This window comes from Arthrobacter sp. Z4-13 (genome assembly GCF_054792705.1).
The window spans coordinates 324,324-346,724 of record NZ_CP096459.1; the positions used below are offsets into that span (position 1 = coordinate 324,324).

The following is a 22,401-nucleotide window of genomic DNA, read 5'->3' on the forward strand; positions in this document are numbered from 1 at the left end:
GGGGCTTCCCGGCTGGACCGGCACGGCTACAGGCTCCTTCCCAACCTGCCTCGTTAGGCTGATGCGATGGAAACAGTTGTGTGGTCCAAGCACGAGGCCGAGCGGGCAGGCACCCCGTTACTGGTGATGATGCACGGCTACGGCACGGACGAGTCGCGCATGGTCCGGCTCTTTGAGTACCTGCCGGCCGAATTCACCTGCGCGGCGCTGCGTGCTCCCATGGCCATTGGCGACCACTATGGCTGGTTCCTGCTGGACTACTTCCTCGCCAATGATTTCGCCGACGTTATCAAGGCCTCGAGCGCCGTCCAGACCTGGATTAACACCGTAAAGGGCCAGCACAGCAGCGTGAGCCTGCTTGGTTATTCGCAGGGCATGGCGATGGCCAGCACGCTGCTGCGGCTCCATCCCAAGGATTACGAGGCTGTTGTGGGGCTTTCCGGGTTTGTGCTCGAAAATGAGCTGCTGTCCCTCACTGAATCCTTTGACAGCAGGCCGCCCTTTTTCTGGGGGCGGGACAAAGCCGATTTGGTCATCAACGAAGACGCCATCGCGTACACCGGAGAGTGGCTCCAAACCAATACGCTCCTTACCGCCAGGACCTACCCGGGCATGGGCCATGCGATGTCCAAGACGGAAATGGTGGATGTCAGTGCGTTCCTGCGCCATTACGTGCTGAGGGCGAACGGGCCCGCCGCGGCCTAGCCGGGCTCTCCCCTCCTGTGAAGTGCATCACCTGACTGGCCGCAGGAAAAAACAGTTGCCAGCAAAATTTGTAAGCGCTTACACTCGTTTTCGGCCATTATTCGGCCCTGAACTGGGCGGACAAGGAGATCAGCGCTGTGCGGACGGTTTACTGCGGCCCGATACGGCCTGGTGCCCTTGCCGGCGCCGTCCTTGCTGAACGTTCCGCCGGCTTGTCCTGTGGCGGGCAACACGGTCATGATGGAATACAACGATCAGCAAGCTTACGGCCGCCGGATCCCGCGCGCCGGCGGTTTCATGCCGCACCTGCAGGTCGTCAGGGCATCGAGGCCTCCCCACTCCAAGCATCCCCGCCTTCGAGGCTGCCCGCCGTCCTGAAAGGACACCGCACCGCTGATGACTGAAAACACCGCCACAGAGCACGCACCCGCAGAACTCTCCGCGTGGGCAGGAGCGTCCGCCATCCTCTTCGACCTGGACGGCGTGCTGACCCCCACCGCCACCGTGCATGAGCAGGCCTGGCAGGAACTGTTCGAAAGCTACCTCGCATCGCAGCCCCAGGTGGCCGGCTACAGCGAAAGCGACTACTTCGACCACATCGACGGAAAGCCGCGCTTCGACGGCGTCCGGGACTTCCTCGCCTCACGCGGGATCGTACTGCCCGAGGGCCCCACCGGCGACGACCCCGCCAACATCACGGTGCAGGGCCTGGGCAACCGGAAGAACCGGATCTTTAACGACATCGTGAGCGCCGGCGTCGAGCCTTTCGCGGCTTCCGTCAGGTTCCTCGAAGCCGCGCTGGAACGTGGGCTGAAGGTCGCCGTCGTCTCTTCCTCCCGTAACGCACCCGCTGTCCTGGAGGCGGCGGGACTTAGCAGTCACTTCCCGGTGGTAGTGGACGGCGTGGTGGCAGCCACGGAAGGCCTGCCCGGAAAGCCCAGCCCCGCCACCTACGAATACGCCGCCAAACTGCTGGACCTTCCCAGCGAGGAATGCGTGGTGGTGGAGGACGCAGTCTCCGGTGTCCAGGCCGGAAGCGCCGGCTCGTTCCACTCCATAGTCGGGGTGGACCGCGGCGCCGGACGGCAGACACTGCTCAACGCAGGGGCCACCGTTGTGGTCAACGAGCTCGACGAGCTCCTCTAGCCGCACCGCAATTTCCCCCAAGGCAGCCTTCCCCGGGCAGCCGCCCCGCTGCTTCCCCGGCAGCTCCGTACCCCACCAACCCCTCGGCACGCCGAGCCGGCCCCACCGGCAGCAATGTCACTCGCACAAGGACCCCAACACCATGGCTCTGATTTCCGCGGACCGCGAAAGATTCCCCAACACACCCTGGCAACTCGTCGAAACACGCCACGAACAGGGCACTGAAGGGACGCTGGAAACCCTCTTTGCGCTGGGGAACGGACACTTGGGAATCCGCGGTGCCCACTGGGCGGCTGCCGACTCTGACCTGCCCGGCAGCTTCATCAATGGCCTGCACGAAATCTGGGACATCAAGCACGCCGAGAATGCCTTCGGCTTTGCCCGCACCGGCCAGCGCATCCTGTACATCCCGGACGCCAACAACTTCGCTGTCATCATCGACGGCGAAGCCCTCAGCCTGGCCGAATCCGAGGTGCTGGACTACCGGCGCTCCGTCGATTTCTCCACCGGCGTCTACGAATGCCGGATCACCTGGCGGTGCCGTTCCGGCGCGTACGTCACCACCACGGAGCGTCGCTCCGTTGGATTCGCCTCCCGGGGAACCCTCGGCATTTCACTCGAGGTGGCCACGGACCGTGATGTCTCGGTGGACGTCACCTCCTCCGTAATCAACCGCCAGGACCAGCCGGTGGAAGACCACTCCGTTCACGATCCCCGCCGCGCCGGCCGCCACGCCGGCCGGGTGCTGCTGCCCCTGCGCCTCGACGGCGGTGACGGGTCCCTCCGGCTGGCTTGGGAGGCCGCCGAGTCGAAGCAGCGGGTGGGCGTTGCCGTGGACCACTGGACGTCCGCGGGCCACCAGCCGTTCGACACCCTCGTGGACCAGGACGACAGCAGCGTGCGCTACGTCCTGGCAGTGAGCGCGGACGAGCCGTTCCGCCTGGAGAAGAGCGTCAGCTACGCCGCCGGCCCTGCGATCCAGGACCCGTCCGTTGACCCGGCCTCGGTGGCCGAAGCAAACCTGCGCGCCGTTCAGGACGTCTTCGCCGAAAGCGAAGCGCACTACCGCGACTATTGGGCCACCTCGGACATTATTGTGGCCGGCCAGCCCGAGCTGCAGCAGGCCATCCGGTGGAACCTCTTCCAGCTTGCCCAGGCAACCGCCCGTGCGGACGTCGCCGGCATTCCCGCCAAGGGCGTGACCGGTTCCGGCTACGAGGGCCACTATTTCTGGGACCAGGAGGTCTACCTCCTGCCGTACCTGACGTACACCAATCCCGACGGCGCCCGCCAGGTACTGGAATTCCGCCACGGCATCCTTCCCGAAGCCAGGATCCGGGCGAAGGAACTCAGCGTGGACGGTGCGCTCTTCCCGTGGCGCACCATCAACGGGCTCGAAGCCAGCGCCTACTACGCCGCCGGCACCGCCCAGTTCCACATTGCAGCCGCCATTGCCTTTGCCACCAACCGTTACGTCTGGGCCACGGGGGACGCCGCGTTCCGTGACGGAATGGGCGCCGAGCTGCTGATTGAAACCGCGCGTATGTGGATTTCGCTGGGCTTCTTCGGCAAGGACGGGCTCTTCCACATCCACGGCGTCACCGGGCCGGACGAATACACGGCCGTGGTCAACGACAACCTCTACACCAACGTCATGGCGCGCTTCAACCTGCGTGCTGCCGCTGCTCTGGAACACGCCGGCGTCAGCCAGGAAGAGCGGCAGCTGTGGGAGGCTGCGGCGAACCGTATGCAGCTGCCGTTCGACGAGCGGATGCAGGTCCACTCGCAGGACAACGACTTTATGCACCTTGAACCCTGGGACTGGACCACACCCCGCTCCAAGTACCCGCTGCTGCTGCATTTCCACCCGCTGGTCATCTACCGCCACCAGGTCCTGAAGCAGGCTGACACCGTCCTGGCCATGTTCCTGCAGTGGCAGGACTTCACCGCCGAGGAAAAACAGCGGGCCTTCGATTTCTATGACCCGCTGACCACAGGCGACTCAACGCTCTCCGCCTGCGTCCAGGGCATCATGGCCGCCGAAGTGGGATATTCCCGCGAGGCGCTTGAGCACTTCACCAACGCCGTGTTCATCGACCTGGACGATACGCACGGCAACACCATCGACGGCGTGCACATCGCCTCTGCCGGCGGAGTGTGGAGCTCCCTGGTCTGCGGTTTCGCGGGCCTGCGGGACCAGGGTCCGGTCCCGTATTTCGACCCGAGGCTGCCTGCCGAGTGGGAAGGCCTGACCTTCCACCTCAAGATCCGCGGCTGCCTGCTGCTGGTCGAGCTCGACGCCGGTGCCATCACCCTGACTGTCCAGGACGGCGGGGCTCTCGAGGTGGACGTTTGCGGACAGCTGCTCAGCGTGGGTGCCGAGCCCATCCGGGTGGCACTTGAGCCCGTGCCGGAACCAGAACCCACGGTGTTCCCGAGCGGACATCCGACGGCGAGCATCCCGGTGGTGCGCGCCAACAGCTAGGCGCCTCGGGGCCGCACCCAATGACGCCCTGCAGCCTAGTCTCCCGACGCCGTCGAACGTTCCACAACAGGAGCCCTGTCCAGCGGGTGGGCCAGTTCGTCGTCGGGCATGCGTGCCACCGTCATGGCGATGACCGCCATGACGGGGCAGACGAGGCCGGCCACGAGGAAGATCAGCCAGATGGGCAGGACCTCGGCGGCCGGCCCGGCCAGGGCCATGGACACGGGCATCAGGGCGAGCGACACAAAGAAGTCCAGGCTGGAGACCCTGCCCAGAAGGTGGGGCGGTACGCGCCGCTGCAGCAGGGTGCCCCAGATGACCATGCCCACGCTGCCGGTCACGCCCCAGATGAACAGGGCAGCGGCGAGGACCCAGAAGCTGTCCATGATCCCGACGGCGGCCACCGGCAGGCTGCCCGTGCCCCAGGACACCATCATCACCGTGAGGTAGCGCCGGGGCAGCCGCAAGGACGCCGTGAACAGTGAGCCCAAGGCTGCGCCTACGCCCATCACGGCGAGGAGGAAGCCGAACATGCGCGAATCGCCGCCCAGCTGGTCCCGCACCACAAACGGCAGCAGCACCTCGATGGGGCCGATCAGGAACAGCACCGAGATGCACGCCCACAGCAGGGTCCACAGCAGCCATGGGGTGCGCAGTGTGTAGCTGACGCCCTCGCGCAGGTCCTGGAGGAAGGACGACCTGCCGCGCCCGGCACCCGCAGCGAAGGAACCGTCTTCGGCCCCGTTCACGGGCGCGTCCAGCGAATGCTGGCCCAGGAAGTTGAGGACGATGAAGGCCGAGAGATGGCAGACCGCCACCGCCGTAACAGCGTGCGACGGCGAGAGTGCGGCCACCACGACGCCCGCCACGGCGGGACCTGCAGCCTGCTGGAGCACCGGCCGCATGGAACCCTCCACGCCGTTGGCTGCGAGCAGGTCCTCGGCAGGAAGGATACGCGGCAGGATGGCGGAATAGGCGGGGAAGAAGAAGGCCGCTCCAACACCCAGCACAAAGGAGCCCGCAGCCAGATGCCAGAGTTGCAGCCACCCGGCCATGGCCAGCCCGCTGACAGCGGCGATGACGGCGAGGTTTGCCCCCTCCACGGCGATGATCAGGCGGCGCTGCGGAATCCGATCGGCGGCGATCCCGCCGGCCAGGAGGAAAGCCACCAGGCCCACACTGCCGGCGGCAGCCACCAGGGACAGCTCCAGCGGTCCGCCGCCCAGATGGATCACCTGGTAGACCATGGCGACGGCCCACATCCCGGAACCAAAAATGGAGATGGCCAGCGCCGAAATCAGTACCCGGTACTCACGGTGGGCAAACGGCCGCAGGGCTTTGGGAGCGGGCATAGGGCAAGTCTAGGCTGTGGACAGATACCCGCACAGCCGGCAACTACCCTCACGGCCAGGTGGGGAAGGGGTGCCGTGGCCTAGTGTTAAGCAACCTTAGTATTAGGAAAGGCCGCATCCGACGCGGCCGGCGAGACCAACAGAGGTGACCATGGCCAGGCGCAGCAATCCCGCAGTACGAATCGCACACGAAACCGCCCACAATGCCGTCTTCGACGCAGACGGCAAGCCCAAGCCGGGCATCCACAATATGCTCCTGAAAGCTGTGGAGATCCAGCGCCCGCTGGTCCTGGCCTACATCCGACGGCTGCAGCGCAAGCACCCGCGCGCCACGGCCGCCCAGCTGGCGGACATCCTGGAGCGCGACTACCTCCGCGCCGTCACCGGTGGGGGTGCAGTGGTTGGCGCCACCGCCGTCGTTCCCGGGGTAGGCACCGTGGCCTCCCTCGGCCTCTCCGCCGCTGCGACCGTTGGCTTCCTCGAGGCAACTGCCCTTTACGCCACCTCACTCGCTGAGTTGCACGGCATCCGCCTCACCAACCCGGAAAAGGCCAGCACCATGGTGATGGCCCTGATGCTCGGCGAGGAAGGCACGGCACTGCTCGGGACGCTCAGCGGCCAGGCGGCGGGGAACGGTATTAGTGCCTCCGGTGCCTGGGGCAACGTGCTGTCGAAGTCGATGGCCGTGCCCGGCTTCGGTTCAGTACGGAACCGGATCCAGAAAGCCTTCCTTAAGAACCTCCTCAAGCGCCAGGGCACCGCGCTGTTCGGCCGGGCGCTGCCGTTCGGCATCGGCGCAGTGGTGGGCGGAGCCGGTAACCTCATCATGGGGCGCGCGGTGGTGTCCAACGCGAAGGAAGCGTTTGGCCCCATGCCCGACACCATCCCTGGCGAGCTCAACGCCGCCGCACCGAACAACCTGACGCTGGAAGGCAACAACTTTGGACCTCAACGCTGACCTCGGCGAATCATTCGGCTCCTGGAACATGGGGGACGATGCCTCGATGTTCCGGCTGGTCACCAGCGCCAACGTGGCCTGCGGCTTCCATGCCGGAGACCCCGTCACCATGCTGGACAGCTGCCGGGCGGCCTATGAGCTGGACGTGACCGTGGGCGCGCACGTGGGCTACCGCGATCTCGCCGGCTTCGGCCGCCGCTCGCTGGACATGTCCTTCGACGAGTTGTTCGGCGACGTGCTGTACCAGTTGGGCGCGCTCGACGGCGTCGCGCACGCCGTGGGTGCCTCCGTTGACTACGTGAAGCCGCACGGCGCGCTGTACAACCGGCTGGTGCACGACGCCGACCAGGCCTCCGCAGTGGTGGCCGCCGTGAACTCCTACGATCCCGGCCTGCCCATCCTCGGCCTGCCGGGTTCGGAGCTGCTGAAGCAGGCCCAGGAAGCCGGGCACCCGGTCTTTATCGAAGCATTTGTGGACCGCGCCTACCTGGCTGACGGAACGCTGGTGCCGCGCTCCCAGGAGGGTGCCGTCCTGCACGACGTCGACGCCATCGTCGAGCGGGCCGTGCGCCTTGCCACCAAGGGCGAGGTGGTGGCCCTGGACGGAACAGTGGTGCAGGTTCGGCCCGATTCCCTGTGCATCCATGGCGACACTCCCGGTGCCGTCGAGATGGCCGCAGGCGTCCGGGCAGGACTTGAGGCCGCGGGCGTTGAACTGGAGTCCTTCGCCTAAGGCCGCAGCTACGCGTCAATGGCGCCGGTGCCGGAGCGGAGCCCGGAAAAACTCACCCGAAAATCAGGTGCGCCACCGTGAAAATCGTGAGCCCGGCCAGTGAACCCACCACAGTGCCGTTGATCCGAATGAACTGCAGGTCCTTGCCCACCTGGAGCTCAATCTTTTGTGAGGTTTCCTCGGCGTCCCAGCGGGCAACAGTATCGGTGATGACGCCGGCGATATCAGAGCGGTACGTCCGAACGAGGTAGCCGGCGGCGTCGCCGATCCAGGCATTTACCTTTCCGGCCAGTTCGGGATCGTTGACCAGGCGCGAACCGAAATCGCGGACTGCTGCCTTGAACTTGATGGTCAGGTCGCTGTCCGGATCGTCCACGGCCCCGAGCAGGGCGTTCTTCACGGTGCCCCACGTCCGGGAGGCGAGTTCCTGCACCTCGGGGTCACCCAGGACCTGTGCCTTGATGTCCTCGGCGCGCGCGATCATCGCCGGATCGTGCTGCAGGTCCTGGGCCAGGTCGTTGAGGTATTTGTCGATGGACTGCCGCACCTCGTGGTTGGGGTTGGCCTGGACCGCCCGGACGAACTTGAGGATCTCCACGTACACCTTGTCGCCCACCAGGCCGTCCACGAACTGCGGAACCCAGGTGGGGGAGCGGTCGGAGACCAGATGGGTTACGGTGTCGTGGTTGTCATCCACCCAGTCCGCGGCCCTGTCCACGAGCAGGTCCACCAGCTTGTGGTGGTGCCCGTCGTGGAAAATCCGCTCGGCCATCCTTCCCACGGGAGGTCCCCACGGCGGAGTCAGCAGGTGCTTGCGGACCATGCCCTCGATGACCGCCTGGACGTCGTCGTCGTTCAGGACCTTGAATGCGCCGCGGATGACGGCGGCACCTTCTTTGGCCACCCGCTCGGCGCCGGCCGGCGTGGCGAGCCATTCGCCGGCCCGGCGCGCGATGTTCACGCTGGCCAGTTTGTCCTGGACCACCTGCTCGGAGAGGAAATTGGTCTCCACGAATTCACCGAGCGAGGCGCCGATCTGGTCCTTCCGGCGCGGAATGATCGCAGTGTGCGGGATCTTGATGCCCATGGGGTATTTGAACAGCGCGGTGACGGCGAACCAGTCGGCCAGCGCGCCCACCATGCCGCCCTCCGCGGCAGCGCGCACGTACTGGAGCCACGGGTACTCCTTCTGCAGCGCGAACGCGAACACAAAAATCACCGCCATGGCGATCAGCAGTCCCAGCGCCACCAGCTTCATTTTCCGCAGCGCTGCCGCCTTTTCGGCATCGCCGGCACTGAGCTGCTGGCCGACGGCGGGACCCGCCTTCGCACGGCCCTTCTCATGAGGCGGGGCGGAAGGAGCGGGCCTGGTGGGTGCTTCCCGGGTAGTTGTCTCAGAGTTCACCTGCATGTGCCAAGCCTAGTCCCGCAGTGCGGGGCAGGTCGGCTACCGTGTCTCCATGACTACTGATGAGTCAGTGCCGCACCGGCCGCGGGTCTTTGCCCACCGGGGCTCCAGTGCCGCGTTTGCCGAACATACCCGCGCCGCCTACCTGCAGGCGCTGGCGGACGGAGCGGACGGTGTGGAGTGCGATGTCCACCTCACCCGCGACCAGCACGTCATCCTCCTGCACGACGCCAACCTGGACCGCACCTCGGATGGAACCGGGCCGGTGGCCGAGCGGACGTTGCGGGAGCTGCGCCGCCTGGACTTTTCATCGTGGAAGGGCGCACGTATCCCCGAGGTGTTCGGTGCTCGGTCCGAGCAGTTCCTGACCCTTCCGGAACTGCTCGAGATCCTCCGCGGCGCCGGACGCCCGGTGGGGCTGGCCATCGAGCTGAAGCACCCCAGCCCGTACCAGCTCAAGCTGGAGGACCGGGTGCTTGAGGTCCTCCGGGGCGAGGGGTGGGACGCCAGGAGCTCAACCGTGGACAACGTGGCAGTGACCTTCATGAGCTTCAGCCCGGAATCTGTCCGCCGCCTCCTTCGGTCAGTACCGGCCGAGTACATCTGCCAACTGGTGGATGACGTGGATGTGCGTGAGCTGCGGCAAGAATTGGGTTGGGGGCTGATCACGGGCGGTGCGATCGCCAACGTGATGAAAGCCGCGCAGCTGGAAGGCGAGCGGATCCTGGACGCCGGCGAGGCCGCCCTGGCCGGCCCCGGTGTGGACTACGTCCGCCGCCACCCGGCCACCATCCAGCGGTGGCTGGAGCTGGGCCGGCGGTTCCGGGTGTGGACCGTGGACTCGGAGCAGGACGTGGCGCTGTGCCAGGGCCTCGGCGTCCACGAGGTCACCACCAACGTGCCGGCACGCGTCCTCAGCCAGCTGCAGGTCGCCTCGCCGCAAGGAAGGTAGGCGGGCAAGTGAACGAACCTTCTGGCGGCCTGCCCGTCCAGGCCCTGGATCACGCCACCGGGTACGGTGTTGCCGCGGCTGCCGTCGCGCTGTTGGCCAGGCGCCGGCAGACCGGCTGGGGCGGTGCGGCCTGGCTGTCGCTGGTCCGGACTGCAGAAGAGCTTATCGCCCTGCCGGCCGTGCGTTCCATGGGTGGGGAAGGCGTGCCGCCGCACGGCTCCCGCCTGGGCCCGACCGGATGCGCGGGCCTGACGGTTACAAAGGCCTGCCACGCTTGTGATTGAGTGGAGCCATGCCTTTTCCCCGGTCCGGCCGGGCCCGCCAGAGCCTTTCCGCTGCAGCCATGAGCGCCCTGCTGTTGGCCAGCGCCATGAAACACTTCCGCGATCCCGGCTTCTACCGCCAGGTAGTGCCTGATTACCTCTGCCTGATGGATCCGCAACAGCAAGGAACGGGCGACGGCGGTGCTGCCGCCGGCGACGGGACTGCTCCCGCCAACGGCACTGCTCCAGCTGCCGGAACTGCTGCCCGCAGCGGCACGGCTGCCGTCGACGGCGGGCCGGAACCCCTCCGCCGTCAACCTTTTGCCGTAATGGCCAGGGAGGAATGGATCGCGTTAAGCGGGCTGCTGGAACTGACGGCCGCCGTCGGCATCCTCGTCCCGCTGACACGCAAGGCGACCGCAACCGCCCTCACCGCCATGTTCACCACGTTCCTGGCCGGCCATGCCGATGCCCTCCGCCGCGCTTACGGCCCGCAGGGGACGCCTTGGCAGCGCAAGGTGCACACCCTGCGATTCCCGCTTCAGGCGCCGCTTATCCTCTGGGCGTGGACCCTCCGGAAGCCCGGAGCTGGTTCGTGGCAGTGAAACTCCTGGCCTCCCCTGCTGTGCGCGTGGGGCTTTCCATCAGTGTTGCCACCGGCCTGTACGGGATATCGTTCGGTGCACTCTCCGTCACGTCCGGGCTGGACTTCTGGCAGACCATGGCGCTAAGCCTGCTCCTGTTCAGCGGCGGTTCGCAGTTCGCATTCATCGGGGTAGTGGGTGGAGGCGGGTCAGGCATTGCAGCGATGAGTGCAGCCACCCTTCTGGGCATGCGCAACGGCATCTATGGGATGCAGCTCAACTCCCTGCTGCATCCCACCGGGTGGCGCAAGTACGTTGCCGCCCAGGTGACCATTGACGAATCCACGGCCACCAGCACTGGGCAGACGGACCCCGCTGAGCAGCGCCGGGGTTTTTGGGCAGCCGGCATCGGCATTTACGTGCTTTGGAACCTGTTTACCGCTGTGGGGGCGCTGGCCGGAAGCGGGCTGGGGGATCCTAAGCAGTGGGGACTGGATGGGGCAGCAGTGGCGGCCTTCCTTGCCCTGCTCTGGCCCCGGCTGAAGGGCCGCGAACCGATCGCGATTGCGGTGGCGTGCGCCCTGGCGACGGTGGTGGCAGTGCCATTTGTTCCGGCTGGCGTCCCGATCCTGGTGGCAGCCGTGGTGGCCGCCGCGTTCGGCTGGTTCAGCCACGGCCGGAGCGACGAGGGCCTCGAGCCGGACGTGGAGCCGTACCGGGAGCACCATCACCGCAGCAATGACAAGCACCGCAGCGAGCCCCATTACCGCGGCGAGCGCGGGCAGCAACGCAACGAGCCCCGCCAGCACGGCGACGGCCACCACGGCGGCGAAGGCGGCACCTCGGGGGCTGATTCATGAGCCTCTGGGTGTGGCTGCTGATTGCCTGCGCCTTGGCGTACGCGTGGAAGCTGATGGGCTACTTTGTTCCGGCCAGGCTATTGGAGAATCCCCGGATGTCGCGGGTGGCAGGCACCATGACCATCGGGTTGCTTGCGTCCCTGACAGTGGTGAACACGGTGGCGTCAGGGCAGGCACTGGCAGCCGATGCGCGCCTGGGTGCACTGGCTGCAGCAGCGATCGCACTGGCGCTGCGGGCACCGTTCCTGGTGGTGGTGGTGGCCGGCGCGGGAACTGCAGCGCTGCTCCGGATGATTGGCTGGAGCTGAACCAGCCACTAAGAACATGACGTGAATCTCTTCTCTTGCCCGTGGTGGGTTTGTACTATGAGAGCGGCTATGCAGTTGGCCCCGGCGATCCGCATGAATGGTAACGATGGAAAATCAACTGCACGCTTCCGGGGCAAGAGCCGGAAGACCTCATTCAATCAAGAATTCACGATGGCGGGCGGGACTGCCTGCCAAGCGCTTCTTTACGCGCTTTTCCGGTATATCCGACGTCCCGGCCGAGGATTTGGAGGCCCTGTCCGAAAGCCTCATGCGGGCTATGGACGCGGACCCGGCGTCGCACATTCCGGCGCTGCAGGCGATGGTGCGCCGGGAGATCCGGGCCAGGGGAGCAGGGGACGGCAACTAGCCTGGGCAGTTCATCAATAGGCCCGGACAGCAGGGAACGTCCCGGCACCAGCGGGACTCCCGGCGTCGTAAAGGGCAAGGGGTCAGGCTACCCCGTGCTGCGCGGCGCCCTCAGGTGCAGTTGACCGGCGCGAGATTTCTTCCACCGCCATCTCGTACCAGACCTGGGCGCCGAACTCGGGCTCGGGAGTATCAAGGTTCTGGTAGAGGGCATCCAACAGTTTTGCCAGTTCCTCTGCCGGCAGGGTGGGAAGAACTTCCTCGGGGCCGCGCGGATCGTTGATGTAGTGGAAAAGTTTGGAACTGTTCATCGCGCTGCGGCCGTGTGCCGGAGGTGCAGGAACTGTGGCATGGATGGCTCCATCTGGAGAGATACAGAGGCTGGCTGCGTAACCCACTTGAAGTGTATTGCACCCGCTGGAGGCCCACAATGGGGAGGACAGCTTCGCGCGGCCAGTATTCCCGCGGCTAGATTGGCGGCTGACCCGCCAGGGAAGCGGCCGGCAGAGGTACTTGGACTGGGAGCGGCCGGCTGGGCCGGACGGACCGGATGGCGTCCTCCACCAAGGCCAGCGGGCGGCGCCAGGCGTCGGATCCAGGTTCCATGGTGTCCACCACTCCGATGAGCATGGCGAGCAGCCGGAACATGTCCGTCATGGAGATGTCCGCGCGCAGGCTGCCCTGGCCCTGGCCCCGTACCAGCAGCACACTCATCGAGTCCATCAGCGAACCAGTGATGCCCGTCAAAAGCTCCCGGCGCCCGGCCACGGCTCCCAGGAGATTGGCGTCATCGCTGGCGGCGGCCATCAGGGCCTCCATGACCCGCAGGAGCCCGGCGGCGGCGTCGATATCGGCCAGGGCGCCGTCCACAACAGGGTCCACGGTGAGCCGCAGCTGCCTGTTGAGGGCTGCAAGTACCAGCTCCTCCTTGTCCGAAAAATTACGGAACAGGGTGGCGGGGCCTACCCCGGCTGTGGCCGCAATCGTCTGCAGCGGTACTTCCGGCCCGAACTCGCGGAAGCATTGGCGCGCCGCCGTGATGATCTTGTCCACGTTCCGCGCTGCGTCGGCGCGGAGCGGCTTGCGGGCGACTGCGAGGCTCATGCCAAAAGGTTAGCAATCGAGGCTCCGGCGATCACCGTTACTGAAGGGTAGGGGGTTTTGTGACGACCACCGCGGCCGCCCTGCCCTGCAGTACCGCCGGCGCCATGGCACACTGGGCTTCATGCTGCTTGCGTTTTCTGTCGCCCCGTCCGGTACTCCCAGCGAAGGTTCCCGGCCCGGTGACGCTTCCGTTCATGACGCCGTCGCCGCCGCCGTGAAGATCGTCCGGGAGTCGGGCCTGCCGAACAAGACCGACTCCATGTTCACCACCATCGAGGGTGAATGGGATGAAGTGTTCGACGTCGTGAAGCGCGCCACGGAGGCGGTGGGCCGCTACGGCAGCAGGGTTTCCCTGGTTATCAAGGCGGACATCAGGCCCGGATATTCCGGCGAGCTGACCGCCAAAGTGGACCGCCTGGAAGAAGCCCTCTCCGAAGGGTCCTGACCCCGGACGTCCCGGCCGCCGTCGTCCGCGAATTTCTCTGGACCCGCGCGTGGGCGCGTGCCAAACTGTGCCCATGTTTGAGCACAAGCCCCAGCCAGAGTGGATTGCCACAGAAAAGTTCCTGTCCGACGTCGTGGTCCATCCGGATCCGGCCGTGCTCCGGGCTGTGCAATCCGCCGCCCACGCTGGGATGCCGGCCATCGAGGTGGCGCCGAACGCGGGTAAGCTCCTCAAGCTCCTGGTTCAGCTCTCCGGCGCCCGCCGCATCCTGGAGATAGGCACCCTGGCCGGCTTCAGCACGATATGGATGGGGCAGGGCCTGCCCGACGACGGCACTTTGGTTACGTGCGAATTCCTGCCAAAGCATGCTGAAGTGGCGTGGGCCAACATTGACCATGCAGGCTTGGGGCAAAAAGTCGAGATCCGGCTTGGACCGGCACTTGACACCCTCGCCGCGCTGGCAGAGGAAGACCGGGAACCATTCGATTTCATTTTCATCGATGCGGACAAGGAGAACAACAGCCGCTACCTGGAATGGGCAATCCGGCTTGGCCGTTCGGGGACAACCGTGGTCCTGGACAACACGATCTGGGAAGGTGCTGTGTTGAACCCCGGAATGGACCCCGTCAACGCACAGGGAATAGTTGATGCACTGAGGCTGCTGGGCGAGCATCCCCGGCTCGATGCCACTGTCATCCAGACTGTTGGCTCCAAGGGCTGGGACGGGTTCGCGCTGGCGCGCATCCGGTAGCCCTCCCTGGTCGGTTATCCCGACTTCCGGCTCAAATTAGTAAGTATGCTTAGAGTAATTCGCCGGTTGATCCGCAGCCGGGTGGAAAGCCAGTGGAGGAAAATGATGAAAGCGTCGCCCACCCTTGCAAGCAATCTGCAGATGGTACTCACCGACCTCATTGAGTTGCACCTCCAGGGTAAGCAGGCTCACTGGAACCTTGTGGGCACCAATTTCCGCGACCTGCACCTTCAGCTGGACGAAATTGTTGCCGCCGCCCGCCTCTTCGCCGATCAGGTGGCCGAACGAATGAGGGCTCTGCAGGCCCTTCCCGATGGCCGCAGCAGCACTGTTTCCGCCGGCAGCCGGCTGGAGGAGTTTCCGCAAGGCCTGGTCACCACGAAGGACACGGTCAAGCTCGTTACTGTCCGGCTCGAACGGACAGTCCAGGCGATGCGGGATGTCCATGACGAAGTGGACGAGCAAGACCCCGCCAGCGCAGATCTGCTTCATGCTGCGATCGAGCGCTTGGAACAGCTGGCCTGGATGGTCAATGCCGAGACCATGGCTGCCACGGCACCAGTCACCGAGCCGGCCTGATCCCTGCCCACTGCCGGGGAAGGAAGAAGGGGCTGCCGAGGTGTTGAACTGCTCCCCGGAAGTCAAAACTGAATTTCTCAGTCCAACTTCCGGGGACCAGTTCATGTCCGCAGCAGCCCCTTCATACTGGACTCAGTCTTTCTTGAAAGCGTCCTTGACCTTCTCGCCAGCCTGTTTCAGGTCCGCTTTGGCCTGGTCCATCTTGCCTTCGGAACGAAGGCTCTCGTCATTAGTGGCCGCACCGGTGGCCTCTTTGGCCTTGCCGCCCATCTTCTCGGCGGCATTGTCGATCTTGTCATCCAAACCCATGATGATTCTCCCTTCAGCGGGTGACCGGCGGACGGTAATGCACCGGCCATGCTCCATGCTAACCACCCGCAGGTGGCTTCGACAGGTTAGGAAGGGTACGTCAGACCAGATCAGGTGCGCTGGCCACAATGTAGTCAGCGGCGGCCGGGCCGGTCATGGACAAATTGTTGCTGTCCGGGTTAATCCCCTGTGCCTGCAGTGCATCCCAGAGGGCTTCCGGAGCCTGAAGCGGGGCTTTCTGGAGAAGGCACCAGCTGGTGTAGAGCCCGTAGAGCTCATCACGTCCGAGGCCCAGTCCCGGTTCCCTGTCCGCGACGACCGCTTCAGCGATAAATTGTTCAAAATGGCTAGCAGGCATGTTTGCTCATTCGGGGTCGATCGTGATGCCGCCGTATCTGCTTCAGCGACCTGCTGGCTCCTCAGGGAGTCAAGCAGAATAATCATGAAGGTATGGCAGCATGGATCACTTTGTCCAGTCGGGCGGGGGTACCTCGCTGAAAATCGAGGGGGCCGACGGCGACTGGGGGGACTGGCCTCGGTCTCAGAAGAGGCCATCTCACCGCCGACCCCGCCTTTGCCCCGGCCCACCGTGATGACCCGGGAAACCTAAACAGGACCTCCACTACAATTTTCCCCCATCTTGAAGGTCCTGCCTAGTCCCCGGAAACTACGGCTGCCGTCTGCGGGATTCTGCCTGCCGGCCGCCGCCTCCGGTTCCCACCTGCTTAGTCCGGGCTGGCGCCACGGTCACGCAGCTTGTCCCGAACGCGGTCACGATGCGGCTGCCTGGACTGGCCGTCGTCCTGATTGCCGGCCTGGCCGTTGTCGCCGTTCCCTCCGGAATCCCCGTCCTTGCCGTTCTCCGCACTGTACTTCTCGCGCAGTTCACGTCCGTGCTGGATGTCCTCTTCCTCCTGCTTCTGCAGCTTCTCGCTCTTCTTGGTGTCCCGCGGCGGCAGCTGGATGGTATCTTCAGCCTCGATACCCGCCTGGAGCTGGCGGCCCCGTTCCATCTCGGCGTCGAACTCAGCGCCAAAGAGCAGGGACATGTTCAGGATCCACAGCCACAGCAGCATCACTATGACGCCGCCCAGGGCGCCGTACGTCTTGTTGTAGTTTCCGAAGTTGCCCACGTAGAAGCCGAAGCCCAATGACGCCAGCAGGAAGACGAACAGGGCAATGCCCGAACCAAGGCTCATCCACTTGAATTTTGGTTGCTTGACGTTGGGCGTGGCGTAGTAGAGGACGGCGATGATCACGATGATGAGCGCCACCATGACAGGCCACTTGGCGATATTCCAGATGGTGAGGAACACGCCGCTGAGCCCGATCAGGCCGCCAACCGCCTCTGCCACGGGGCCGCTGAGCACCAGCATGCCCGCCAGGATTGCGATAATGACTACAGCCAGAAGGGTGACCACCAGCATGGTGCCGCGCAGCTTGACGAACGGCCGCCCCTCATCCACCTCGTAGACGCGGTTCATGGCACGGCCGAAAGCACCAACGTAACCGGAAGCGGACCACAGCGCGGTAGCGAGGCCAAGGATCAGGGTCAGTCCCGCTGCCGGAGCGTTCGCCAGCTCCGATACGGTTCCGCTGACAGTGTTGACCGTCTCTGCAGGGGCAAAACCGCGCACGATCTGGAGCAGGGCATCGGTGGTTTTTTGGGGGTCCCCGAAGATTCCGATCAGTGAAACGAGTGCGAGTATGGCCGGGAACAGCGAGAGCACCGCATAATACGTCAGCGAGGCAGCCAGGTCCGGACACTGGTCCTTGCTGAACTCACGCAGCGTCTTCTTGGCGATGTATTTCCAGTTCGGCTTATCCAGGTCCTTTGGGCTGTCCGGTTTCCGGGGGCTATTTGGATCCGGGGCCTGGGCTGCTTTAGCTGTGCTGCTCTCGGATGCGTCATGAGTGGCCATGGGGTGTCCTCTCGATAAGGGGCGAAAACTGAGAAGCCGGCTCCGCGCGGTGGCGGGGCCGGCCTCTCAGGTGGTGCTGGTGCCTTTTGGTGCCGCGTTTAGTGGCGGGTCAGGTGTTTTGGACGTTGGTTTTGGCGTCGGTGGCGCGGTCCTTGACGTCGGTGGCGGCGCCTTGGCCCTCGGCTTTGACGTTTTGGGCGGCGTCAGCGGCGGTGGCCTTGACGTTTTCCATGGCTTCCTGGGCTGGTTCCTTCAGGTCCTGGACCATGTCCTTGGCGGCGCCGGTGACCTGGGTGGCGAGGGGCTCGGCGGCGGTTTTGAGCTGCTGGGCGGCTTCGCGTTCCTTCTGGCTGGCCGGGATCAGGGACGAGATGAGCATTCCGGCGCCGAATGCGATCAGGCCGGCGGCCAGGGGGTTGCCCTGGGCCTGGGCTTTGACCTGTGCCGGTGCGTGCGACATCGCGGTGCCGGCGTCAGAGAGTCTGGCGGCGGCGGTGTCCTTGGCCCCGTGGAGGGAGTCGCCGGTGCTGTGCAGGGCGTCCCCGGTGTGGCCGGTGCCGGAGTGGACCTTGTCCTGGACGGTGGAGGTTGCTGAGTCTGCTGCTCCCATGATTTTCTCCTTAACCCCGGTGACAGCGCCTTTTACCTTGTCGGTTTGGCGGTGGACGACGTTGGAGGGGGTGACTTTGTCGGCGACCGCGTCCACGTTGGTGCCCAGGCGTGCGCGGGTTTCTTCAATGTCCTGGCGGATTGCGTCCGGGTTATCGCTCATCGGTTTACCTCACCTGGTTTTAGGGTTGGGGGAATTTCAGAAAGTGTTTCGGCGGTCTGCGGGACGCCTTTGATCTGTTTGAGCTCCTTGCGGCCGATCGAGGCCAGGACCGCGGCGATGATGCCCCAGATTACGGCGACGATCACGGCGGCCCAGCCCAGCGGCATCAGCGCGCCCAGGGCGAACATGAGTGCCAGGGACAGGAACAGCAGGACGAAGTGACCGGCGACGCCGGCTCCGGCGAGCATCCCGCCGCCTTTGCCGGCCTTGGTGGCGGACTGCTTGGCTTCGGCCTTGGCCAGTTCGAGTTCCTGGCGCATCAGGGTGGACAGGTCCCGGGTGACATCACCCAGCAACTCACCCAGCGACGCGTTGTCCGCCTTCACGTGGGCGGCACTCGGAGCAGGCTCCGGAATAGGACCACTCATCAGAGCCCGCCTGACTGACCGCCGGCGCGGCGGTCCCGAGCGAGGGGGTCGTCATCCAGCGGATCAGCGGCAAGCCGGGGGTCACCAAGGGGGTCCTCAGCTGTCCGGTTTCCGGACCAGGGCTCCTCTTCCACCAGTTGGGGGCTGTCCAGGGGGCTGGCCGGACGCGTAGCGTCCGGGTAGCTGGTGCCCGGGGCGCCGCCGTCGTAACCCGCTGTGGTGGTGGCCGGGCCGGGAAGCTGGACCGGGGGAGGCGGAACGGTTCCGCCTGCCGGGCTGTATCCCTCGCTGTACTGGTCACCATACGGGCTGCCTGTGTACTGGCCGCCAAGTCCGGCAGTGGCTGCATTGCCGGAGGTGGATGAGGTTCCGGTGGCACCTGCCGTGAGGCCGCGGGTAAGCCTGCCTGCGAGGATCCCGGCGCCTGCGGCGAGCAGGAGGAACGTGCCCGGCTTGTTGCGCGCGAACCTCTGGACTTCGCCGAGCAGGTCGCCTGGCTGCTTGTTCTCAAGCCAGGAAGCGACCGATTCGCTGCGCTGGGCAGCCTGACGGACCAGGTCGCTGGCAATTCCCTGCTGATCCGGGGCTTCGGCCATGCTCTGCAGCTGGCTCGACATGGTCCGGATGCCTTCGGCAGCCTTCTGCTGCTGGGTGCCGGCCTGGCTCGAGAACCCGGACTTCGCCTGGGACAGCAGGTCCTGGGCGCTGGACTTGGCCTCTGAAGCGACGTGGGCTGCTTCTTCCTTTGCCGTCTGGGCTACATTCTGCGCGGAGCCCTTCGCGGTGCGTGCTACATCTGCTGCTTCTTCCTTCGCTGCTTCCTTTCGGGATGACCCGGAGGTATCACCAATCGGGGCTTCTCCATATGGTGGAGTGGCGGCGGACGGGAAAGTGGTGGCGCTTCGCTCGCCCGGAATTCCTGTAGAGGCCGGCGGAGCCGTGTAAGCGGGATCCTCGGGCCATTGGTTCTCTGTCATCTTCGCTCTCTCTTTCCAAGAAGGCCGGTTGTTGATCAAGAACCAGCGATACTGGCCCTAAAATAATAAGCATGATTACTAATGAAAGGTAAGTACGCTTGCTAAGCGAGTTATAAACGGTTCCAAAAATGTCAGCCGGAATGGCCCTGCCGGCCCGGTCACATCGAAGTGGAAGTGGTGAGTAATTTGGAAATAGCTCCGTGGGTTTGGGTGCTGGTTGCCGTAGTTGTGGTGGTGCTGATCGTGCTGCTGCTGCTCGCAACAGGAAGGCGCCGGAAGGCAATACAGCAAAAGCGGGATGACGCGCACCGCGAGAAGGCGGCGGAGATTCGCCGCGAGGCCGAGAACAAGGAACTTGACGCCCGGGAGCGCGAAGCAAAGGCGGCACGCGCCAGGGCGGATGCAGAACAGGCGCAGGTTGAAGCGGCGCGGCTGAGCCAGCACGCAGACCAGCAGGCCACAGAGGCCGGCTCCATCCGCGATGACGTAAATGAACGGACGCGGAAAGCGGACGAGCTCGACCCGGATGTCAAAGGGGACCGTGACACCGCACACCGCGGCGCCACAAAGTCCGCCAACGCGGCCCGCGACGATGCTGACACTGCCCGCGGCGCGGGAGCCCGTGACGGCGCCCGCGATGACCGCCGCAACGACGGTGCCAATGGTCAGGGCGGCTCGCACGTGGACCGTGAAAATCCGCGTTCCGGCATCTAGGCCGCAGGCGGGGCGGCATCCAGTCCAAGGGCAGAACGGCACCTAGCTCTTGAGTCGGTTGCCGTGCCTCGGTTTGAGAACGGGGGAGGGATTGACTCCTTCCCCCGTTCCTATGCCGTCGAGCACGTCAAGAACTGCCGCTACTGATGAAGTCTTTGCTTCCCACCCCAGGACCCGACGGGCCCGGCCGGTGTCCATAACCGGGACTCCCGCAGCCATATCTACCCAGCCGGAGTCGGTGGGTATGAGCCGGAGCCGCCAGGCAAGGCCCACTGCCTTGTGAAGCAGGCCCATGGGAAGGGGAAGGATTCTTCGGGCCTGAACGATCCGCGCAAGTTCCTGGGGTGTGAGTACCGGCTCGGCTGCAACATTGAAGGCTCCGGTAGCCCGCTGGTCAACCACCCGCCAGTAGGCCTCAGCCACATCGTCCGCGTGGACTGCCTGGAAAATCAGGTTGTCCGGAGCGGGCAGCAGCGGAAGCCAGGGCCTTTTGGGCAGGAGCCGGGGAATCACAGGTCCCAGGAAATACCTGCCGATCTCGCTTCCGGCGTCGCGCTGGAAGATCAGCCCGGGCCGGAGCCTTGCGACGGCAATACCTGGTTCCGCTGCCGCAAACTCGTCCAGGAGCTTTTCCTGCGCCGCCTTGTGCCGGCTGTAATGCGAACCCGCCATGCCCTGCGCCGGCCAGGACTCATCCGTGCGCCGGTCCTTGGCGCCCTTGCTGTAGGCGCCGATCGATGACGCGCAGACGACCTGTTTAACGCCAGCCTTCCGCGCGGCTTTGAGGACATTGGCAGTTCCGGTGACGTTGGTCCGGTACAGCTGGTCAAGGTCCCGGTTCGGTTGGATTTGCCAGGCAAGGTGAACAACCGAGTCCACTCCTGCCAAGGCTGATTCCAGCTTTGGGCGGTCACGTTCCAACCCAACATCAAGCGTGTGCCACTCAACGCCGGCGTAGGGCGCGCGTGAGGTGTCGGGCAGGCGCCTGCTGATCCCCGTCAGTTGCAGGCTTCCAGGCTTCCGGGACAGCTGGCCCTGCAGGTTCCGCAGCAGTGCTGTTCCTGCGTTTCCGCTGGCTCCGATAACGGCGATGTGCATGACAAAGACTCCTTGGCAGGGGGCGTGAGTTCGTCTTACACGCCGAGCCTATAACCCGCGAAAGATTGTTTTATAAGCAGCCTTATGATTTCCTACTTCTAAGTCTTGCCGCAGGCTTCGGAACCAGACCGAGGGAACCAACGACAATGCCCGAATTTTTTGCCGCGCTTGCCGTGGACGTTACGCCTGTCCAGGAGCAGTGCCTGGAAACCCCGAACGACAACCGCTCCGCCGCCAAGGCCGGGCGGCTGCGGGAGACCTTCGAAAACGACCTCGTCCTAAGCTATTTGGACCTTGCCGAGGCCCTGGCCGCCCGCTTCGAGGCCCGGGGCCGGGAACGGGCAGACCTGAATCAGGTGGCCTATCTCGGCCTGGTCAAGGCCGCCCGCGGTTTCGACCAGACCAAGGGGGAGAGCTTCCCCGCTTATGCGGCTCCAACCATTGCGGGGGAGTTGAAGCGATACCTGCGTGACCGGACGTGGGTGGTCCGACCGCCCCGGCACATCCAGGACCTCCGCACCAGGATGTTCCGGGTGGAACCGGAGTTGGTGCAGACCCTGGGCAGGAATCCCTCCGTGGCCGAACTGGCCACGGAGCTGGGGACGGATCCCGCAGAGGTCCAGGAAGCCATCTCGGCGTCGAGCAGCATGCACCCGGACTCTTTGGACGCGGCAAACCCCCACAGCGACGCTCCCTCAATCGGCGACCTGCTCGCCTGCCCTGAGACACCCTTGGAGCGGCTGGAGGACCTTGCCTGCCTGCGGGAAGCGATGCAGGACCTGGACCCCGCGGACAGGGAGCTCCTCTACCGCCGCTATTTCTGTGAGGAGACCCAGGTCCAGTTGGGAAAGCGGTTGGGGATGTCGCAGATGCAGGTTTCGCGGCGGCTGGCCCGGGTACTCGTTGAACTCCAGCGCAGGCTCCTAAGCAGCAGCCAGGGTGACGGCGTCCGTGAGGAGCAGGAGCGCGCGACGGGGTCCACGGCGTCTGTCCGGCCAGCCCGCCGCGCGGCCCGCCCCGGAGTTGCCGGCAACATTTCTGCCCGCCGGAGCAGCTCGCGGACCAGGAGCAGCTAAGCGTGCAACGCTTGTCCGCCGGCGCAGGAGCAGGCTCCCGATGGGCCGGGGGCAGCATCAGCAGCCCTATCTTGCCTGTTCAACCGCCCGTTCCGTCAGCAGGTGA

At 65.2% G+C, this 22,401-nt stretch carries 27 protein-coding genes; 16 read left to right on the forward strand and 11 right to left on the reverse strand.

Annotation, left to right across the window (positions count from 1 at the left end; genetic code table 11):
• The first annotated feature begins 66 nt into the window (after positions 1-66).
• The 3 genes from M1E07_RS03345 (at position 67) to M1E07_RS03355 (ending at position 4,336) form a co-directional block, all read left to right on the forward strand.
• Positions 67-705, forward strand: a complete 639-nt coding sequence (locus tag M1E07_RS03345; RefSeq protein WP_461188882.1) for an alpha/beta hydrolase — start codon at positions 67-69, stop codon at positions 703-705.
• A gap of 396 nt (positions 706-1,101) precedes the next feature.
• Entirely contained in the window at positions 1,102-1,851 is a 750-nt protein-coding gene (locus M1E07_RS03350; protein ID WP_461188883.1) for an HAD family hydrolase, read from the forward strand.
• 142 nt (positions 1,852-1,993) lie between these two features.
• Complete coding sequence (locus M1E07_RS03355; protein WP_461188884.1) at positions 1,994-4,336, forward strand: glycoside hydrolase family 65 protein; 2,343 nt, start codon at positions 1,994-1,996, stop codon at positions 4,334-4,336.
• Positions 4,337-4,371: 35 nt separating this feature from the next.
• Here M1E07_RS03355 and M1E07_RS03360 read toward each other — a convergent pair whose 3' ends face one another.
• Positions 4,372-5,688, reverse strand: a complete 1,317-nt coding sequence (locus M1E07_RS03360; protein WP_461188885.1) for an MFS transporter — start codon at positions 5,686-5,688, stop codon at positions 4,372-4,374.
• A gap of 151 nt (positions 5,689-5,839) precedes the next feature.
• Between M1E07_RS03360 and M1E07_RS03365 the strand changes: the two genes are divergently transcribed.
• Complete coding sequence (locus tag M1E07_RS03365; RefSeq protein ID WP_461188886.1) at positions 5,840-6,646, forward strand: hypothetical protein; 807 nt, start codon at positions 5,840-5,842, stop codon at positions 6,644-6,646.
• Complete coding sequence (locus M1E07_RS03370) at positions 6,630-7,379, forward strand: LamB/YcsF family protein (protein ID WP_461188887.1); 750 nt, start codon at positions 6,630-6,632, stop codon at positions 7,377-7,379. The genes M1E07_RS03365 and M1E07_RS03370 overlap by 17 nt, the downstream gene beginning before the upstream one ends.
• Before the next feature lie 52 nt (positions 7,380-7,431).
• Here M1E07_RS03370 and M1E07_RS03375 read toward each other — a convergent pair whose 3' ends face one another.
• Complete coding sequence (locus M1E07_RS03375; RefSeq protein ID WP_461188888.1) at positions 7,432-8,790, reverse strand: DUF445 domain-containing protein; 1,359 nt, start codon at positions 8,788-8,790, stop codon at positions 7,432-7,434.
• A gap of 49 nt (positions 8,791-8,839) precedes the next feature.
• Here M1E07_RS03375 and M1E07_RS03380 point away from each other — a divergent pair, with 49 nt between their 5' ends.
• The 6 genes from M1E07_RS03380 to M1E07_RS03405 all read left to right on the forward strand — a co-directional run bounded on the left by M1E07_RS03380 (position 8,840) and on the right by M1E07_RS03405 (position 12,121).
• Positions 8,840-9,739, forward strand: a complete 900-nt coding sequence (locus tag M1E07_RS03380) for a glycerophosphodiester phosphodiesterase (RefSeq protein WP_461188889.1) — start codon at positions 8,840-8,842, stop codon at positions 9,737-9,739.
• A gap of 8 nt (positions 9,740-9,747) precedes the next feature.
• A complete protein-coding gene (locus M1E07_RS03385; protein ID WP_461188890.1) occupies positions 9,748-10,023 on the forward strand; it encodes a hypothetical protein in 276 nt (91 codons plus the stop codon).
• A gap of 8 nt (positions 10,024-10,031) precedes the next feature.
• On the forward strand, positions 10,032-10,607 hold the full coding sequence (locus M1E07_RS03390; RefSeq protein WP_461188891.1) for a DoxX family protein: 576 nt from the start codon (positions 10,032-10,034) through the stop codon (positions 10,605-10,607).
• Positions 10,604-11,446, forward strand: coding sequence for an AzlC family ABC transporter permease (locus M1E07_RS03395; RefSeq protein WP_461190475.1), 843 nt, complete (start codon positions 10,604-10,606; stop codon positions 11,444-11,446). Before M1E07_RS03390 ends, M1E07_RS03395 begins: the two co-directional genes overlap by 4 nt.
• A complete protein-coding gene (locus tag M1E07_RS03400; RefSeq protein WP_461188892.1) occupies positions 11,443-11,754 on the forward strand; it encodes an AzlD domain-containing protein in 312 nt (103 codons plus the stop codon). The genes M1E07_RS03395 and M1E07_RS03400 overlap by 4 nt, the downstream gene beginning before the upstream one ends.
• Positions 11,755-11,860: 106 nt before the next feature.
• A complete protein-coding gene (locus M1E07_RS03405; protein ID WP_461188893.1) occupies positions 11,861-12,121 on the forward strand; it encodes a hypothetical protein in 261 nt (86 codons plus the stop codon).
• A gap of 82 nt (positions 12,122-12,203) precedes the next feature.
• Here M1E07_RS03405 and M1E07_RS03410 read toward each other — a convergent pair whose 3' ends face one another.
• On the reverse strand, positions 12,204-12,431 hold the full coding sequence (locus M1E07_RS03410; RefSeq protein WP_461188894.1) for a hypothetical protein: 228 nt from the start codon (positions 12,429-12,431) through the stop codon (positions 12,204-12,206).
• 157 nt (positions 12,432-12,588) lie between these two features.
• Positions 12,589-13,224, reverse strand: coding sequence for a TetR/AcrR family transcriptional regulator (locus M1E07_RS03415; protein WP_461188895.1), 636 nt, complete (start codon positions 13,222-13,224; stop codon positions 12,589-12,591).
• A 121-nt stretch (positions 13,225-13,345) separates the two neighbouring features.
• Between M1E07_RS03415 and M1E07_RS03420 the strand changes: the two genes are divergently transcribed.
• The 3 genes from M1E07_RS03420 (at position 13,346) to M1E07_RS03430 (ending at position 14,999) form a co-directional block, all read left to right on the forward strand.
• Positions 13,346-13,669: a thiamine-binding protein gene (locus tag M1E07_RS03420; protein ID WP_461188896.1), complete on the forward strand. Its 324-nt coding sequence runs from the start codon at positions 13,346-13,348 to the stop codon at positions 13,667-13,669.
• Between the two features lie 73 nt (positions 13,670-13,742).
• Complete coding sequence (locus M1E07_RS03425) at positions 13,743-14,420, forward strand: O-methyltransferase (protein WP_461188897.1); 678 nt, start codon at positions 13,743-13,745, stop codon at positions 14,418-14,420.
• Positions 14,421-14,525: 105 nt separating this feature from the next.
• Positions 14,526-14,999, forward strand: coding sequence for a Dps family protein (locus M1E07_RS03430; RefSeq protein ID WP_461190476.1), 474 nt, complete (start codon positions 14,526-14,528; stop codon positions 14,997-14,999).
• A 132-nt stretch (positions 15,000-15,131) separates the two neighbouring features.
• Here the strand turns inward: M1E07_RS03430 and M1E07_RS03435 are convergent, their stop codons facing one another.
• From M1E07_RS03435 to M1E07_RS03460, 6 genes are all read right to left on the reverse strand, one after another.
• On the reverse strand, positions 15,132-15,308 hold the full coding sequence (locus M1E07_RS03435) for a CsbD family protein (RefSeq protein WP_256249403.1): 177 nt from the start codon (positions 15,306-15,308) through the stop codon (positions 15,132-15,134).
• A 100-nt stretch (positions 15,309-15,408) separates the two neighbouring features.
• The gene (locus M1E07_RS03440; RefSeq protein ID WP_461188898.1) at positions 15,409-15,666 is read right to left on the reverse strand and encodes a hypothetical protein; all 258 of its coding nucleotides are present in this window, start codon (positions 15,664-15,666) and stop codon (positions 15,409-15,411) included.
• 367 nt (positions 15,667-16,033) lie between these two features.
• Positions 16,034-17,230: a YihY/virulence factor BrkB family protein gene (locus M1E07_RS03445; RefSeq protein WP_461188899.1), complete on the reverse strand. Its 1,197-nt coding sequence runs from the start codon at positions 17,228-17,230 to the stop codon at positions 16,034-16,036.
• A gap of 109 nt (positions 17,231-17,339) precedes the next feature.
• Entirely contained in the window at positions 17,340-18,002 is a 663-nt protein-coding gene (locus M1E07_RS03450; RefSeq protein ID WP_461188900.1) for a DUF3618 domain-containing protein, read from the reverse strand.
• On the reverse strand, positions 17,999-18,430 hold the full coding sequence (locus M1E07_RS03455; RefSeq protein WP_461188901.1) for a phage holin family protein: 432 nt from the start codon (positions 18,428-18,430) through the stop codon (positions 17,999-18,001). The genes M1E07_RS03450 and M1E07_RS03455 overlap by 4 nt, the downstream gene beginning before the upstream one ends.
• Positions 18,430-19,407 carry a hypothetical protein gene (locus M1E07_RS03460; protein WP_461188902.1) on the reverse strand — a complete coding sequence of 326 codons (978 nt, stop codon included), beginning with the start codon at positions 19,405-19,407 and terminating at the stop codon, positions 18,430-18,432. The genes M1E07_RS03455 and M1E07_RS03460 overlap by 1 nt, the downstream gene beginning before the upstream one ends.
• Before the next feature lie 177 nt (positions 19,408-19,584).
• Between M1E07_RS03460 and M1E07_RS03465 the strand changes: the two genes are divergently transcribed.
• Positions 19,585-20,121, forward strand: a complete 537-nt coding sequence (locus M1E07_RS03465; RefSeq protein WP_461188903.1) for a hypothetical protein — start codon at positions 19,585-19,587, stop codon at positions 20,119-20,121.
• Positions 20,122-20,163: 42 nt separating this feature from the next.
• On the opposite strand, the gene M1E07_RS03470 is transcribed toward M1E07_RS03465, so the two are convergent.
• Positions 20,164-21,219, reverse strand: a complete 1,056-nt coding sequence (locus M1E07_RS03470) for an NAD-dependent epimerase/dehydratase family protein (RefSeq protein ID WP_461188904.1) — start codon at positions 21,217-21,219, stop codon at positions 20,164-20,166.
• 146 nt (positions 21,220-21,365) lie between these two features.
• Between M1E07_RS03470 and M1E07_RS03475 the strand changes: the two genes are divergently transcribed.
• Complete coding sequence (locus M1E07_RS03475; RefSeq protein ID WP_461188905.1) at positions 21,366-22,295, forward strand: sigma-70 family RNA polymerase sigma factor; 930 nt, start codon at positions 21,366-21,368, stop codon at positions 22,293-22,295.
• The last annotated feature ends 106 nt before the right edge of the window (positions 22,296-22,401 follow it).